This window comes from Kocuria sp. ICS0012, from assembly GCF_001665945.1.
GTDB lineage: Bacteria > Actinomycetota > Actinomycetes > Actinomycetales > Micrococcaceae > Kocuria > Kocuria marina.
Genome location: NZ_LZMM01000006.1, coordinates 1 through 15,554, shown reverse-complemented (window position 1 = coordinate 15,554; position 15,554 = coordinate 1). Strand labels below are relative to the sequence as shown.

General features: G+C 69.6%; 10 protein-coding genes and 2 pseudogenes. 3 read left to right on the top strand and 9 right to left on the bottom strand.

Going from position 1 to position 15,554, the window contains the following annotated elements:
- From A5728_RS00460 to A5728_RS14615, 8 genes and pseudogenes are all read right to left on the bottom strand, one after another.
- Positions 1 to 4,218: DEAD/DEAH box helicase (locus A5728_RS00460; RefSeq protein WP_064845189.1), on the bottom strand; the 4,218-nt coding region annotated here is incomplete at its 3' end.
- Positions 4,208 to 5,053: a DUF4232 domain-containing protein gene (locus A5728_RS00455; protein ID WP_064845188.1), complete on the bottom strand. Its 846-nt coding sequence runs from the start codon at positions 5,051 to 5,053 to the stop codon at positions 4,208 to 4,210. The genes A5728_RS00455 and A5728_RS00460, both read right to left, overlap by 11 nt.
- 12 nt (positions 5,054 to 5,065) lie before the next feature.
- Positions 5,066 to 7,942, bottom strand: a complete 2,877-nt coding sequence (locus A5728_RS00450) for an FAD-binding and (Fe-S)-binding domain-containing protein (RefSeq protein WP_064845187.1) — start codon at positions 7,940 to 7,942, stop codon at positions 5,066 to 5,068.
- A 124-nt stretch (positions 7,943 to 8,066) separates the two neighbouring features.
- Entirely contained in the window at positions 8,067 to 8,393 is a 327-nt protein-coding gene (locus A5728_RS00445) for a 2Fe-2S iron-sulfur cluster-binding protein (RefSeq protein ID WP_064845186.1), read from the bottom strand.
- Positions 8,394 to 8,593: 200 nt separating this feature from the next.
- Positions 8,594 to 9,415 carry a thioesterase family protein gene (locus tag A5728_RS00440; protein ID WP_064845185.1) on the bottom strand — a complete coding sequence of 274 codons (822 nt, stop codon included), beginning with the start codon at positions 9,413 to 9,415 and terminating at the stop codon, positions 8,594 to 8,596.
- Between the two features lie 331 nt (positions 9,416 to 9,746).
- On the bottom strand, positions 9,747 to 10,829 hold the full coding sequence (locus A5728_RS00435; protein WP_064845184.1) for an acyl-CoA desaturase: 1,083 nt from the start codon (positions 10,827 to 10,829) through the stop codon (positions 9,747 to 9,749).
- Positions 10,830 to 10,873: 44 nt separating this feature from the next.
- Positions 10,874 to 11,647 (bottom strand): annotated as a pseudogene (locus A5728_RS00430) (flavin reductase family protein); the annotation flags it as partial.
- Positions 11,648 to 11,839 (bottom strand): hypothetical protein, encoded by a 192-nt coding sequence (locus A5728_RS14615; protein WP_231885417.1) that lies wholly within the window; start codon positions 11,837 to 11,839, stop codon positions 11,648 to 11,650.
- 285 nt (positions 11,840 to 12,124) lie between these two features.
- Here A5728_RS14615 and A5728_RS00425 point away from each other — a divergent pair, with 285 nt between their 5' ends.
- Together A5728_RS00425 and A5728_RS00420 are read left to right on the top strand one after the other, a co-directional pair.
- Positions 12,125 to 13,729, top strand: coding sequence for a fatty acyl-CoA synthetase (locus tag A5728_RS00425; protein ID WP_064845183.1), 1,605 nt, complete (start codon positions 12,125 to 12,127; stop codon positions 13,727 to 13,729).
- Positions 13,726 to 14,517 (top strand): enoyl-CoA hydratase/isomerase family protein, encoded by a 792-nt coding sequence (locus A5728_RS00420; protein ID WP_064845182.1) that lies wholly within the window; start codon positions 13,726 to 13,728, stop codon positions 14,515 to 14,517. Before A5728_RS00425 ends, A5728_RS00420 begins: the two co-directional genes overlap by 4 nt.
- A 353-nt stretch (positions 14,518 to 14,870) precedes the next feature.
- Here A5728_RS00420 and A5728_RS00415 read toward each other — a convergent pair.
- Positions 14,871 to 15,472 (bottom strand): annotated as a pseudogene (locus A5728_RS00415) (transposase); the annotation flags it as partial.
- On the opposite strand from A5728_RS00415, the gene A5728_RS15025 reads away from it, so the two are divergent.
- A partial coding sequence (locus tag A5728_RS15025) for a transposase (RefSeq protein ID WP_156523324.1) occupies positions 15,437 to 15,554 on the top strand: 118 nt, incomplete at its 3' end. The pseudogene A5728_RS00415 and the gene A5728_RS15025 overlap by 36 nt on opposite strands.

Below are 15,554 nucleotides of genomic sequence, written 5' to 3'. Positions count from 1 at the left end.
GATCCACACCGCCGGGGCCCCGGGCCGGGCCCGCAACCGCGCGGCGCCGCGCCGCCCGGCCGTACGGGAACGGCCCGGGCGCTTGGGCGTCTTGTGCGCGGAGTGCCCGCCCGAGACGAGTGCGCGCACCGGGGCGTAGGTGTCATTGGTGATGAGCCCCGCCCACAGCAGGTTCCACAGCGCAGTGCGCAGCTGGGCCATGTCCACGGACACGCCCGCCTCGGCGAGCGGCTGGATGAGCTGCCACGCGAAGTACGCCCCACCGGCCCGCAGCACGGCGAGCAGTTCACGTTCCAGCGTGGAGTCCAGGGCCTCGGCGGCGGCCTCGAGCTGCGGCACGGGCGGCAGGGACAGCTCCGCGGACTCGGCCAGGTGGAACGCGACCCACCCGTCCTCACCGCCCAGGGACCCCGCGCCCGAGAAGAGCACCTCGCCCGCGGCCATGAGCTCGTCCAGCATCGCGGGCCGGTAGTCCACCACGCGCTGCGCGAGCACGAGCGGTTCCCACGCGGACGCGGGCACGGGCACCCCGGCCAACTGGTCGATCACCGTGAGCACCCCGTCCAACCCGCGCAACTGGTGCCCCGGGACGGCGTGCTGCCACGCGGGCAGGAAGGTGGCGTATACCTGCGGGTCCACGGGTTCCACGTCCGCGCGCAGGGCGGCCAGGGAACGGCGGCGCAGGGTCCGCAGCACCTCCACGTCGCACCATTCCGACTCCGACGCCGCGGGGTCCCCGCTCGGGCGGAACGCCCCCTCGCTCACGCGCCGCTGCTTGGCGAGCGAGCGCAGCGCGGTCTCGACCACGGCGGGCCCCAGGCTCAGGGCCTGCGCGGCCTCCGCCACGCTGAACGGACCGTGGGTGCGCGCGTACCGGGACACGAGGTCCCCCACGGGATCCGCGACCGGTTCCAGGAACGCCAGGGGCACACCCATGGGCAAGGGCTGGCCCAGGGCGTCCCGCATCCGCGCGGCGTCCTCCACCGCGCAGTAGACCTCGCGCCCGCCCACGCGCAGGACGATCGCCCGGTTCGTGGACACCAGGGCGTCCAGCAGCTCGCGGGCGGCGTCCGCGCTGATGGGTTGGTACTCGGGGGCCACGTCCTCGGCCGCGTCGACATCCTCGGTGTCGTCGGTTTCCGGGGCATCGGGGGTCTCCGGCGCGCTCTGCGCGGGGGGCGACGCCGCTGCGGTGCCTTCCGCGCGCAAGCGCACTGCGGCGTCGTCGGCCGTCATGGGACCGAGCAGGCGCAGGAGGTCCGCCGCGCCCTCCACGCCGCGCAACCGACGGTCCGGCGCGAGGCGCTGCAACTGCAGGACCGTGGTCTCGATGACCTCGAGATCCAGCAGCTCGCGCAGCTCGGCGCGACCGAGCAGCTCGTTGAGCAGGGAGGGGTCCAGAGACAGGGCCGCGGCCTTGCGCTCGGCCAGGGGCGAATCGCCCTCATACAGGAACTGGGCCACGTACCCGAACAGCAGGGTGCGCGCGAAGGGGGAGGGGGTGTCCGTGGTGGTCTCGACCATGCGCAGTTTGCGCCCGGCCAGATCGCGCTGCAATTGCAGCAGCGCGGGGACGTCGTACACGTCCTGCAGGCATTCGCGCACGGTCTCGAGGATCACCGGGAACTGCGGGTACTTGCGGGCTACGTCCAGCAACTGGGCGGAGCGCTGACGCTGCTGCCACAGGGGCGTGCGCTTACCGGGATCCGCCCGCGGCAGTAGCAGGGCACGCGCGGCGTTCTCCCGGAACCGGGACGCGAACAGCGCCGAGCCGCCCACCTCCTCGGTCACGGTGCGCTCGAGCTCGTCCGGGTCGAAAAGGAACAGCTCCGCCCCGGGTGGTTCCTCGTCCGTGGCGGGGACGCGCAGCACGATGCCGTCGTCTGCGGCCTGGGCACTGGCATCCAGACCCCAGCGCTCGTCCAACCGGGCGCGCACCGCGAGCGCCCACGGGCCGTGCACGGGGGTGCCGAACGGGCTGTGCAACACCACGCGCCAGTCCCCGAGTTCGTCCCGGAACCGCTCGACCACGAGCGTGCGATCGTCCGGAACGTGTTCCGTGGCCTCCCGCTGTTCGGAGAGGTAGGCCATGAGGTTGTCCCGGGCCCATTCGTCCAAGCCGGAGGCGGCCAGGCGCTCGCGGGCCTCGGTGTCCTGGGCACCGGCGAGTTCACGGGTGAACCGACCCGTGGCACGACCCAGTTCCACGGGCCGGCCCAGACCGTCCCCGTGCCAGAACGGGAGCTTGCCGGGCACGCCCGGGGCCGGGGCCACGACCACCCGGTTGTGCGTGATCTCCTCGATGCGCCAACTCGAGGCACCCAGGGCGATGATGTCCCCCACGCGGGACTCGTAGACCATCTCCTCGTCCAGCTCACCCACGCGCTTGGGGGACTTGCTGTCCTGCTCGCCCACGAGGAACACGGGGAACAGACCGCGATCCGGGATGGTGCCACCGCTCGTGACTGCGAGCCGCAGGGCACCGGGGCGGGCCTGCAGGGTCCCGGTCTCGCGGTCCCACACCAGCCGGGGCCGCAACTGGGCGAACTCGTCGGACGGGTACCGCCCGGCGAGCAGGTCCAGCACGGCGTCGTACGCGGAGCGCGGCAGCGAACGGAACGGGGCGCTGCGGCGCAGGGTGTCGTACCAGCTCTCCACGTCCACGTCCTCCGCGGCAACCGCCGAGACCGTCTGCTGGGCCAGGATGTCCAGGGGGTTGGTGGGCACGGACAGCGGTTCCAGGTGCCCCGCGAGCATCTGCTCAGCGATCACCGCCGCGTCCCGCACGTCCCCGCGGTGCTTGGGGTAGATCCGCCCGATCGAGACCTCGCCCACCTGGTGGCCCGCGCGGCCCACGCGCTGCAAACCGGACGCCGCCGAAGGCGGGGACTCGATCTGGATCACCAGGTCCACGTGGCCCATGTCGATCCCGAGCTCCAGGGAGGAGGTGGCCACCACGCACCGCAACCGCCCGGTCTTCAGGTCCTCCTCGATCAGACCGCGCTGGTCCTTGGACACCGAGCCGTGGTGGGCGCGCGCGAGCACCGGGGACGCGCCCTCGTGGCGGTTGTGCTGGCGGGGGATGTCCGCGGGGGCGGAGTCGCGGGCCCGAGAAGCGCTGACCGCGCCCTCGCTGCGCGCGGCGTCGTCGGGCTGCGCGGCGGCGCCGTCCAGGAGGTCGGAGAGCGCATCACCCAGCGCCACGGGATCGCCACCGTCCAAATCCGCGGGGCTCTCTTCCGCGGCGTTGGCGAGCCGGAACTCGTGGATCTCGTTGAGTCGCGCAGTGAGTTTCTCCGAGAGGCCACGCGAGTTCGCGAACACGATTGTGGAACGGTGCGCCTCCACGAGGTCCACGATCCGTTCCTCCACGTGGGGCCAGATGGACGCGGTGGCCTGGTAGTCGGACGCCTCCAGGTTGCCGTCCAGGTCCCCGGACGACGGCGACGCCGCCGCCCCGCCCAACACGGTCATGTCCGGGATGGGCACGGACACCGTGAGGTCCCAGTCCTTCTCGGACGGCGGGCGCACCACGTCCACGGGCTGGGAGCCGCCCAGGAACCCGGCCACGGTGTCCACGGGTTCCACGGTCGCGGAGAGCCCAATCCGTTGCGCGGGACGTTCCAGGAGGTCGTCGAGGCGTTCGAGGCTCACCGCCAGGTGCGCCCCGCGTTTGGTCCCGGCCACCGCGTGCACCTCGTCGATGATCACGGTGTTCACGTGGCGCAGGGTCTCCCGCGCCTTGGACGTGAGCATGAGGTACAGCGATTCCGGGGTCGTGATGAGCACGTCCGGGGGATGCGCCAACAGGGCGCGGCGGATCGCCTGCGGGGTGTCACCTGAGCGCACACCCACCGAGATCTCCGGGGGCTCCCCGCCGGCGGCCTTGGCGGCCTGGGTGATCCCGATCAGCGGTGCGCGCAGGTTGCGTTCCACGTCCACGCCCAGGGCCTTGAGCGGGGAGATGTAGAGCACCGAGGTGCGGTCCTCCGCGTCGTCGGACCCGTCCGCCTTCTTGTCGGTCAGCAAGCGGTCGATCGACCACAGGAACGCCGCGAGCGTCTTACCGGAACCGGTGGGGGCCACCACGAGAGCGTGGCGGCCCGCCGAGATGGCCTCCCACGCGCCGCGCTGGGCCGCCGTGGGCCCGCTGAACGCGGCGTCGAACCACTGCGCGGTCGCGGGGGAGAAAAGGTTCAGGACGGGGTCAGGACCCAAAACCCTTGACCTGCAACTGGGAGACCTTGGGGTTGCCGCACGCCTGACCCGAGTAGGGCACCACGAGCGACTCGTAGCTGTCCGGCGGGTACACGCGCACGCCCGCGGCCTGGTGCGGGTTGCACACCTGACCGATCACACCGGGCTGGGTGATCCGCACCCCGGCGCTCGCGGACGCGCCGGGCTGTAGGGTCACGGTGCCCGCACCCGAGGCGTCCCGGGAGGCCGGCGCACCCACGGGAGCACCGTTCGCGTCCACGAAGGACACACCTGGGTAGCCGCTCAGGGTGCACGGTGCGGAGCCGTTGTTGGTGAGCGTGAGGGACGCAATGACCGAACCCGCCGCGCCCTGCTGCGGCGTGAGCGATCCGGAGAGCTGCCCGGCACTGCACGTGCCGCCGGCGCGCTGGGCATCCGCCTTCGCCTGGTCGAACGGGCTCGCAGTGGGCATGCCCAGTTCGGGAGCGGACGCGAGGCGATCGGGCTCGGCGGACGGCTGCGCCGACTCCGCGGCCTGCCCCTCCTGTCCACCGGACGCCGCGGCGTTTGTGGCTTCCGTGGCCTCGGCGCTCGCGGACGGGCTCGCGGACCGGCTGGCCGACGGGCTCGCGGACCGGCTGGCCGACGGGCTCGGGGACATGGACGAGTCGCTCGGGGACGCCGTGGCGCTCGCGGAGACGGAGGCGCCGGCGGGTGCGGTGTTCTGCTCCTCGGACGAGGCGCCGTCCGAGGAACCGCAGGCCGAGAGGACCATGAGAGCGCTCAGCGCGGTGGCCGCGAGCAACGGACGGGTGGCGGTGTGGGTGCCCCGGGGGGCGGGCAAGTGACTCCTCATGGCAACAGTGTGCTACTTTTCCGCGCGTAATGCGGCATACATCACCTGTGCCAGGTGGACTCCTTCCGCGTCGGTGCCCTGGGCGATCTGCGTGCGGCACGAGAAACCGTCCGCGAGCACGATCGAACCGGGCCCCGCGGCACGGATCGCGGGGAACAGGTTGCGTTCCCCGAGGGTCTGGGAGATCTCGTGGTGACCTGGTTCGAAGCCCCAGTTCCCGGCGAGACCGCAGCAGCCACCGCCCACCACGGCGGTGTCCACCCCGAGCTTCTCGAGCACGCGTAGTTCCGGCGTGAAGTCGCCCTGGGCCTTCTCGTGGCAGTGCACCTGGCACACCGCGGTGCCCGGTCCCGCGTGGGTCTCGAGCGTGTCGAACGGCCAGTCCCCGCCGTCCTCGGCGTGGCGCGCACTGAACTCACCGAGCGTGACCGTGAGGGCCCGGACCTTGTGGGCGCGCGGGTCATCCGGGAGCAGCTCGGTGATGTCGTGCTGGAGCATCACCGTGCAAGACGGTTCCAGCCCGATGATCGGGTAGCCAGCCTCGAGCAGCGGCTCCATCACGTCCAGGGTCTGCAGCAGGGTCCGGCGGGTCATGTCCAACTGCCCGGTGGAGTGCCACGTGAGTCCGCAGCACACGTTTCCCATGGGCATGAGCACGCGGTAGCCCATGGCCTCTAGCACCGCCACGGCGGCCTTGCCGGGCCCGTCCGCGGAGAAGTTCGTGAACGTGTCCGGCCACAGCACCACGGACGGTTTCTCCGCCGACGACGCCGCGCGGCCGCCTCCGCGCGCCACCGCGCCCTGTGGGGTGCGGGTCTTGAACCACGACGTGAGCGGGGTGTCGTTGAAGCGGATCATCCGCCGCTTCGGTTCGATGCCGCCGAGCTTCTTGGTCAGTTCCTCGATGGGACGGAAGCGTTCCAGGAAGTTCACCGCGCGCAGCGAACCGGGGACCCTGGTCACGAGCTTCATGAGCCACGGCATCCACCCCATGGTCAGGTGCGCCATGGGCCGGCGGTCCTTGCCGACGAACGAGCCCAGGCCCTGGCGGAAGTGGTGGTGCAGGAACTCGGCCTTGTAGGTGGCCATGTCCACGTTCACGGGGCACTCCGTGGCGCACGCCTTGCACGAGAGGCACAGGTCCAGGGCCTCGTAGGTCTCCTTGGACTTCCACCCGTCCATGATGTGCTCGCCGCGCAGCATCTCGGCGAGGGACCGCATGCGCCCGCGGGTCGAGTGCACCTCGTCGTGGGTCGCGTGGAAGGACGGGCACATGGCACCCGAGTCCGAGCGGCATGCGCCCACGCCCACGCAGCGGTTGATGGCCTGGCCGAACGAGCCGTCGTCCGCGGAGAACGCGTGGACCGGGGTCAGCTCGAACGTGCGCGCGCCGGGACCCGGGCGGATGCCCCGGTCGAGGGGTTCGGGATCCACCACGACCCCGGGGTTGAAGAAATTGTCGGGATCGAAGATCCGCTTGAATCGGGCGAAGGCGCCGTGTGCCTCGTCGGAGTAGATGGTGCTGAGCAGCTCCGAGCGGGCACGGCCGTCCCCGTGCTCCCCGGAGACCGAGCCGCCGTAGCGGTGCACGAGTTCCGCGGCCCGCTCGATGAACCGGCGGTAATGGGCCACGCCCTCGTCCGTGTTGAAATCGAAGGAGATCCGAATGTGCACACAGCCCTCGCCGAAGTGGCCGAACGGGATACCGCGTAGGTCCATCTCGTCCAGCAGCGCGTAGAGGTCCTTGAGGTAGGCGCCCAGGTGCTGCGGGGGCACGGCGGAGTCCTCCCACCCGGGCCACGCCTCGCCGCCGTCCGGCAAGCGGGTCACGATCCCCGCACCGGCCTCGCGGATGCGCCACAGGGCGCGGGCCTCGGCGGGATCGCCCACGACCACGGAATCCACCACGGTCTCCTCGACGAGTCCCGGCAGTGCCCGGGCGGCCTCGAACGCGGCCTCCTGGGTGTCCGCGCCCACCTCGCAGTAGAGCCAGCCGCCGCCCTCGGGGAGCTCACGGCCCGCGTTCTCCTGACCGGGACGGGTGCGCAGGGCGTCCAGCAGGTCCGAGCCCATGCCCTCGATCGTGGTGACGCCCCGGACGCGGAACTTCGGGGCCGCGGTGGCCGCCGCGATCGCGTCCGTGAAACCCAGTACCGCGAGCGCTGTGAAGCGCGGCTTGGCCACGAGTTTCACGGTGAGCCGGGTGATGATCCCGCACGTGCCCTCGGTCCCGGCGAACGCCTTGGCCACGTCGAAACCGTTCTCGCTCAACAAGTAGTGCAGTCCGTACCCGGAGACCTGGCGGGGGAACTGGCCCAGTTCGGTGCGCAGCATGGCCAGGTGCCGGTCCCGCAACTGGGTGAGCTGGGAATCCAGTGCGGCGTCCGAGGTGCCGCCCGCGTCCAGGGTGACCTCACGCCCGTCGGCGAGCATGACCGTGAGCGAGACGAGGTTCTGCGCGCTCGTACCCCACGCGACCGAGTGGGAACCGCACGCGTTGTTGGCGACCATCCCGCCCACGGTGGCCCGCGAATGCGTGGAGGGGTCCGGTCCGTAGGTCAGGCCGAACTCGCTCGCGGCGTCCCGCAACTGATCGCAGATCACACCGGGTTCGATCGTGGCGGTGCGGGCGTGCGGATCGATCTCCAGGATGCGGTTGAAGTACCGGGAGGTGTCGATGACCAACCCGTCACCGATCGCGTTGCCCGCCACGGAGGTGCCACCACCGCGGGAGATCACAGGCCAGCCGTTCTCCCGGGCCGTGGACAACAGCTCACGGATCTCCTCGACCGAGCGCGGTTCCGCGACCGCCGCCGGCAGCCGGCGATAGATCGAGGCGTCCGAGACGTAAGCGGCGCGTGTGGTGAGGTCATCCCGGAGAGCAGTCATGCTCTAACTTTCACCCACGCGGCGCCGCGCTACCAACTCGTGTCGCCGGTCATGAGGCCGCCGGTGACGACACCGCCGGGCCGGGGCGGCGGTGTCGTGCTGCCACCGCGTCAGCGGCGGACGATCACCACTCGGGGGCGATCGTGATCTCCGCGCCCGCGAGGTCCTCGGACCACTCCACCTGGCACGTGAGCCGAGAGTTGTCGTGGCGGGTGTCGTCCAGCATCTCCAGGAGGTCCTCCTCCTCCTCGTTGGTCCCGCCCGTCTTCACGAACGTGTCCTGGTCCAGGTACGAGTGGCACGTGGAGCACGAGGCGTTGCCGCCGCACGTGGCGAGGATCGGGAACTTGTGGCGGGTGAGGCACTCCATGAGCGTCTCGTGGTCCTTCCACTCGACGCCCTCGGTGCGCTCGCCCTCGCGGTTGGTCACATTGATCAGGATGCTGCTCACGCGGCTGGACCTCCTGGGGTTCTACCCCGTCCGGATGTTGCGGATTACTGGGAACTAGCGGCCATTCTATGATCGGGCGTCAACTCCGGGGACATCGCGTGGCGAAGTGTGATGAGACCCGCACCCGCCCGGCCCCTGCTCAACCCCCGGCGGAGCCGGGCGGTTCCGGCCCGCCCAAGTCCTGGCGGGCCACCGGCTTCTCAGCTCGTCCGGCGCAGGGTCAGCGACTGGGCCACCCGACCGATCGGACCGTGCTCGTCGAACAGCTCCGAATGAGTCAGGCCCGCGCCGTCCCCGCCGAACTCCACCCGGGTGTCGAGTCCCACCCACGAGGACACCGGGGCGCGGAACATGTGGATGCTCAGGTCCACATTGGGGAACGCCCACGGTCCGATCTCCGCGCGCGGAGCGATCCCGTTGGCGGCGTCGACCGAGCTGATGAACCGGGCGGTGGGGGAGGACTCCTCGCCCTCGACCACCGACTTGGTGATCCGCAGCCAGCCCGCGCCGTTGCCGGGTCGGGGCCGCCGGGCGGTACGTGCCTCGACGGAGCTGATGAACCCGCCGCCCCACGCCTCGGACATATTGACCGGCTCGCACTGCTCCACGGGGGTCAGCGGCTCGATCTCCCCGCCGGCCACGTCCTGGGTGTCCGAGGTCTTCAGCCGCCACAGGCTCAACCGGATGCAGTCCCGCCCGCCGGCGCTCATGGTCGCCTCGACCAACTCGATGGTCCTGCCCGGGCGCAGCACGCGCGTGTGCACCTCGATCTCACCACCGGGGATGACCCCCAGAATGTCGAAGGAGAAACGCACCGGCAGCACGTCCTCCCGCGGGTGGTTGCGTTCGATCTCGTGTACCAGCAGGCCGGACGACGCCGCCATGTGCTGTTCCAGGGGGCTCCACGCTCCCTGCGTGTACACCGTGGTGCGGAAACCGTGATCGCTCGTGCGCACGTAGTGGGCGTCCGGGACGTCCTCGCCGTTGGCGCCCAGGTGCCCGGGGGCTTCTTCGGTACTCATGCGTGCTCCTGCCTGTCCTGACCGCGGGCGGGGCCGCGTCCGGTTCCTGGAACATGGCCGCCCGCGATGCGAGTGTGTGCCGGAATACACCCTAGGGGAGCGCCGCGGGAACACCTATCGGACTTGCGACGCGTGCCGGGCAGGACGAGTTGCCCGCCCACCCGCGGGCTCACGACCCGCGCACCCGCCCGGCAACTACCCGCCCGGCCCTCCCAGCGGGTGGCTGCTCCAGTGGAGTAAAAGCAGAATCCGGGCACCCCGAGCTGCTTCTACTCCACTGGGAATTCGGAGCCGGTAGATGCAAGCGCCGGGGCCGCGAGCGGCGTCGTCGTCAGGGCAGCGCGAGCCGGCACACCTTGCGCCACGCCTGGAAGACCTGCCGGGGCAGGGGGCCGGAGGTGTAGCGGATCCCGTACTTACGGCAGATCTCCCGCACGCGGGGTGCGATGCGCGCCAGGTGGTTGGACGGCATGTCCGGAAAGAGGTGGTGTTCGATCTGGAAGGAGAGGTGCCCGCTCATGAAGTGCATGAGGCGTGAACCGTCGATGTTCGCCGAGCCCATGGCCTGGCGGCGGTACCAGTGCCCCCGAGTCTCGTCGCGCACGTCCTCCTCCGTGAAGGTCTCCGCGCCGTCCGGGAAGTGGCCGCAGAAGATGACCGTGTGCGCCCAGACGTTGCGGATCACGTTCGCCGCCAGGAACCCCTTAAGCGACGCCTTCCCCGAACCCGTGAGGGACGCCAGCAGCGGAGAGACCACGAAGTCCTTGGCGGACTGGCGGCCCAGCTTCTTCATCACGCGCTTGAAGTCCTCGAACGTGGCCCGCCCGGACTTCTTGCCGGTCAGGAACTGGTCCAGTTCGATGTCGTAGATCGCGATGCCCCACTCGAATGCCGGTGCCAGGCCCAGGTTGATCACCGGGTTCAGCAGGTTCACGGGCTTCCACGGCTGATCGGGGTCCATGCGCAGCACGTTGTACCCCACGTCCCGATCCTTGCCGAGCACGTTGGTCCACGTGTGGTGCGTCTCGTTGTGGGTTCGCTGCCAGCCCGCCGACGGCGCCACGAAGTCCCACTCCCACGTGGTCGAGTGGATCTCCTTGTCGTTCATCCAGTCCCACTGCCCGTGGAGCACGTTGTGGCCGATCTCCATGTTGTTCAGGATCTTGCCCACGCTCAGGCACCCCACACCGGCCCACCACAGGGGTTTGTGACGGGAGAAGAGCAGACAGGCCCGCCCCGTCATCTCCAGGCTGCGCTGCAGTACCACCACGCGGCGGATGTACTGGGCGTCGGACTGGCCGCGGCGGGAGAAGACCTCGTCCCGCACGGCGTCGAAATCGGCCGCGAGTTCCGCGAGCTCGGCCTCCGTGAGGCGCAGCGGATCGCGGCGTGGGGAGCGGGTCGGGTCACGCACGTCTGGACGGGACCGGGTTCACGGTGCAGCTCACCGGTGCGGATGTTGGTCACGGCCCCGTCCGTCAAGGGAACCAGACAACTGTGGCAGATGCCCATACGGCATCCGTGGGGCAGCTGGTGTTGCGCGCGTTCGGCGGCCTCCAGGACGGTTTCGTCCGGGCCCACCTCCAGGGTCATCTCGGAACGGGTGAACCAAACTTCCCCTCGTTGGCCGCCGCTGAACTGCCTGGTGACATCGAAGCGTTCCACCACGGGGGGGCCGCCGTGGCTGCGCGAGAGGTCCTCCACGGCGCTGACGAACGAGTCCGGGCCGCTCGCGTACGTCACCCGGTCCGCGTGATCGGGACACAGCTCGGCCAGGGCATCGGCGTCGGAGGCGTCGAGGCGGCCGCGTTCCTCGGTGAACCAGAAGACCGGCCGCAGACCCGGGAACTGGTCCGCGAGTTCCAGGATCTCGTCGTGGAAGATGCACGACTCCCGGCTCCGGGACACGTAGACCAGCACGACGTCGTGGTCCGGCCTGCGCGGCATGAGGGTCCGCAGCATGGACATCACCGGGGTGATCCCGGAACCGGCCACCATGAACAGCAATTCTGTGGGGGTGTCCGGGAGCAGGAACTGTCCTTCGGGGCGTTCCAGGTAGAGCACGTTGCCCGGGGCGGCGCGCTCAACGAGGTGTTCGGACACCAGGCCCTGCGCTTTGACGGTGATCGACGGGTCACCGTGTTCGGGGGCGCTGATGGAGTACGGACGCCAGATCCGCTTCCCGTCTACTTCCACGCCGATCCGCGCCCACTGCCCCGCCCGGTGCGGGATCTACCCCTCACCCGCGGTGGAGAACAGGGTCACGGTGTCGGGGGTCTCGCGCCGCACGTGCGTGATGCGGCCTCGTGTGTAATGTGCGCTCGTCAGGGAGCCGAAGACCTGCGCGAAGGACCGCGGGTCCTGGGGGTAGCTCAGAATTCCAGCGGCTACACGAAAGAATCCCTTGATCCGGGGGTGGCCCATACCCCAGTTCTACCTATTAGTAAGTAGACGTGCAATATGCGTCCAGCATGTGGGCGCCCCCTGCACCCCTCTGCTTTTACTGAGTAGAAGCAGCATCCGAGCACCCCCGCGCTGCTTTTGCTCCCCTAGATATTCGAGGAGGGTGGATGTGGCATGGAGCTGACGTGATCTGGACAACACCCCCGCACTTAGGCACTGTGGCTACTACGCGCGCGGACCCGGGGAGCGCCGTCGTCCCCGGATCCGCGCCGACTCCGAGGACCCGACCATGAGGGGAACCCCGCCATGACCGATCCCGCACCGCATACGCCGCCATCCACCGAGGACGAACCGCAGGGCGAGGCCCGCACCGACACCGTGGGGGTTCTGCTGCAACGGGCCGTGTCGCGCAACGGCGGTGCCACCGCGTTGCTCTTCCAGGACCGGTGCTGGTCGTACCGGGAGTTGGGGGACGCGGTCCGGCGGGTCGCCCGCCGCCTGGCCGATGCGGGCCTGACCCCGGGGACGCGCGTCGCGGCGTTCGGCGTGAACTCGGACGTCTACGCGATCCTGTACCTCGCGTGCGCCCAAGCGGGGCTCGTGCACGTCCCCGTCAACTTCGCGCTGAAAGGGGACGAGCTCGCGTACGTTCTCGAGGACTCCGGGGCCACCACGGTGATTGCCGATCCCGAACTGTTGCCGCTCGTGGCGCAGGTCCGGGACTCCGGGAGAGCACGCGCCGTCGAACGCGTCCTGCCCATGCTGCCCGGCGGCGAGGACGACGACACCTCGCTTCAGGAGACCGCGCTCGATCCCCGGGCCGACGACGCTGCCGTCCGGGTGACGGTGCGCGGCCACGATCTGTTGCAGCTGCTTTACACCTCCGGCACCACGTCCGCGCCCAAGGGCGCCATGATGACGCACGCCGCTCTGTTGGCCGAGTACACGTCCGCGATCACCGCGCTGGACCTGACCGCGGAGGACCGTCCGCTCGTGGCCATGCCGCTCTACCACTCGGCGGGCATGCACGTGTTCCTGCTGCCCTACCTCGCTCTGGGGGCGGCGGTGCGATTGACCCGGAAACCGGATATCGCCGAGATCCTGCAGCTGGTCGAGGAGGAGCACGTGGGTTCGCTGTTTCTGGCGCCCACCGTATGGGTGCCGCTGAGCAATCACCCCGACCTCGGGACTCGGGACCTGTCGTCGTTGCGCAAGGCGCAGTACGGCGCGTCCATCATGCCCGTCACGGTGCTGCAACGGTTGCGCTCCCGCTATCCGGGCATCGGGTTCTACAACTGCTTCGGGCAGTCGGAACTCGGGCCCCTGTGCACCGTCCTGACACCTGCCGAGCACGACGCCCGTCCGGCGTCGTGTGGGCGTCCCGTGTTCAACGTGGAGGCGCGGGTGGTCACGTCCGAGGGTCGGGTCGCTCAACCCGGGGAGCCAGGGGAGATCCAATACCGCTCCCCGCAGCTGCTGACCGGCTACTGGAACAAGCCAGAGGCCACGGCGGACGCATTCGTGGACGGCTGGTTCCGTTCCGGGGACCAGGTGGTGCAGGACGAACAGGGGTACATTCAGGTGGTGGACCGGATCAAGGACGTGATCAACACCGGGGGTGTCCTGGTGGCTCCTCGCGAGATCGAGGACTGCATCTACGAGCTGCCCGACGTCGCCGAGGTCGCGGTGGTGGGGCTCCCGGACGAACGGTGGATCGAGGCCGTCACGGCGGTGATCGTCCCCAAGGAGGGATCGGAGCTCACCGCGGAGTCGGTGCGCTCCCATGTGAAGGCCCGCCTGGCCGATTACAAGGTGCCCAAGCATGTGGACTTCGTCGCGGAGCTGCCCCGCAACCAGTCCGGCAAGTTGCTCAAGCGCGAACTGCGGGCGGAACGGACGAACCCGGTATGAGGCAGGAGGACGCCGTGGAACACCCCGATGCCGTCCGGGTGGAGCACAGAGCCGGCGTGGTGCGGATCGTGTGGGACCGCGCGGCCACCGGCAACGCCGTGGACCTGGACCTCGCGCGCGAGACACTGTCCGCCCTGCGGCGGGCGGAAGCCGATCCCACCGTCCACGTGCTGACCCTCACGGGTTCGGGGCGGTTCTTCAGCGCGGGCGGTGACGTCAAGGGCATGGCCGGTCGTCCGGCCACCGAGCGTCCCGGGTTCCTGCGGGAACTCGCCTCCGCGGCCCGGGATCTGGCCCTGGCCATGGTGCGCTCGCGGCTGCTCATCATCGCCGGGGTCAATGGCACGGCGGCCGGGGCCGGACTGGGGCTGATCCTCAACTCCGACTGGGCGATCATCCGGGAGGACGCCACCGTGCTCGCCGCCTACGCCGCGATCGGCCTGACGCCGGACACCGGTGTGTCCTATCTGCTGCCCCGCGCAGTGGGTCATCAACGTTCGGTGGAACTGACCCTCGGGGGTCGCCGGCTCACCGGGACGGAAGCGGTCGAGTGGGGGATTGCCGCTGAATCCGTTTCGGCGGAGGAGTTCGCCGAGCGATTGACGGAGGTGGAGGACCGTTTCGTCGCGGGAACCGCCGGTTCCTACTGGTCCACGAAGCGCTTGCTGCGCCGCGGCGTCGTCGCGGAGTACGAGACCCACCTGGCGGAGGAGATCAGCGTGATCGCCGAGCGCTCCGGGACTCCGGAGTCCGTGGCCCTCGTGGACGGCTTCGCGGGCCGGGGGTGAACCGGCTCCGGTCATGAACGAGGCCCCTACTCCCTTGCAAAGAAAGGGAAGTAGGGGCCTCGCAGTTGGCGGTGACGGTGGGATTTGAAACCTCCCGGGGTTCCCTGTCAGGGGCATAGACCCCGGAATATCAACGATTTGGACCCACTGAGATATACCTAGTTCGCGTTCAATGTTTCCAAAATGTGTCCACGTTGTGTCCAGGGCCATTCCTGGACGCGGGGCAGGCTTCGCGGAAACTTCGCGAGATCCCGCAAAGTAGGTGCCGATCCGCGAGCGCGCAGGACGTAGGTCAGGCGCCTTGGGTCAAGCCCCTGGTAGTGGTGTAGCGCTCGGTCCTTCGATGTGAGGGGTTAGGCGCTGAGTTCGAGGATGCTGTCGGTCACCTCCTCGATTGCAGTGTCGGGGATGAGGGTGAGTCTGCTCTTGGCGAGGATGTCGAGGCCGAGATAGCGGCGTCCTTCGGCCCATTCATCGGTCTGCTCGGCCAGGACGGCTCCGAGGAGGCGGGTGATCGCGTCGTGGCTGGGGAAGATGCCGACGGAGTCGGTGCGGCGGCGGATCTCGCGGTTGAGGCGCTCGTTGGGGTTGTTGGACCAGATCTGCTGCCAGAGCCCTTCGGGGAACCCGGTGAAGGCGAGGATCTCCGCCCGGGCGGTGTCGAGGTGCTCGTGAGCGTCCGGGAGCTTGTCCTCGACGTAGTGGAGGAGTCGGTCGAACTGCGCGTTCACGCTCTGGGCGTCCGGTTGGTCGTAGACGGAGTGCAGCATCGCTTTCACGGTCGGCCACATGCTTTTCGGTGTCACGGACGGGACTGCTGCATGGATTGGTGACATCTGATCTGTGACGCTGTGAGGTGTCGCTGGGAGGATGAGCACCGTGGCCAAACCCTTACCCCCAGGAGTTCCGCGACGATGTCGTGAACATCGCCCGCAACCGTGAACCCGGCCAGACCATCACGCAGATCGCTTCGGACTTCGGGATCGCCGAGTCCTGCCTACGTAACTGGATGCGCCAGGCCGATCTCGAGGCCGGTG

What these genes read in the sequence shown, in the direction of transcription:
- A5728_RS00455 (WP_064845188.1), bottom strand. Translation starts at nt 5,053, where the DNA reads ATGAGGAGTCACTTGCCCGCCCCCCGGGGCACCCACACCGCCACCCGT.
- A5728_RS00450 (WP_064845187.1), bottom strand. Translation starts at nt 7,942, where the DNA reads ATGACTGCTCTCCGGGATGACCTCACCACACGCGCCGCTTACGTCTCG.
- A5728_RS00440 (WP_064845185.1), bottom strand. Translation starts at nt 9,415, where the DNA reads ATGAGTACCGAAGAAGCCCCCGGGCACCTGGGCGCCAACGGCGAGGAC.
- A5728_RS14615 (WP_231885417.1), bottom strand. Translation starts at nt 11,839, where the DNA reads ATGGGCCACCCCCGGATCAAGGGATTCTTTCGTGTAGCCGCTGGAATT.
- A5728_RS00425 (WP_064845183.1), top strand. Translation starts at nt 12,125, where the DNA reads ATGACCGATCCCGCACCGCATACGCCGCCATCCACCGAGGACGAACCG.
- A5728_RS00420 (WP_064845182.1), top strand. Translation starts at nt 13,726, where the DNA reads ATGAGGCAGGAGGACGCCGTGGAACACCCCGATGCCGTCCGGGTGGAG.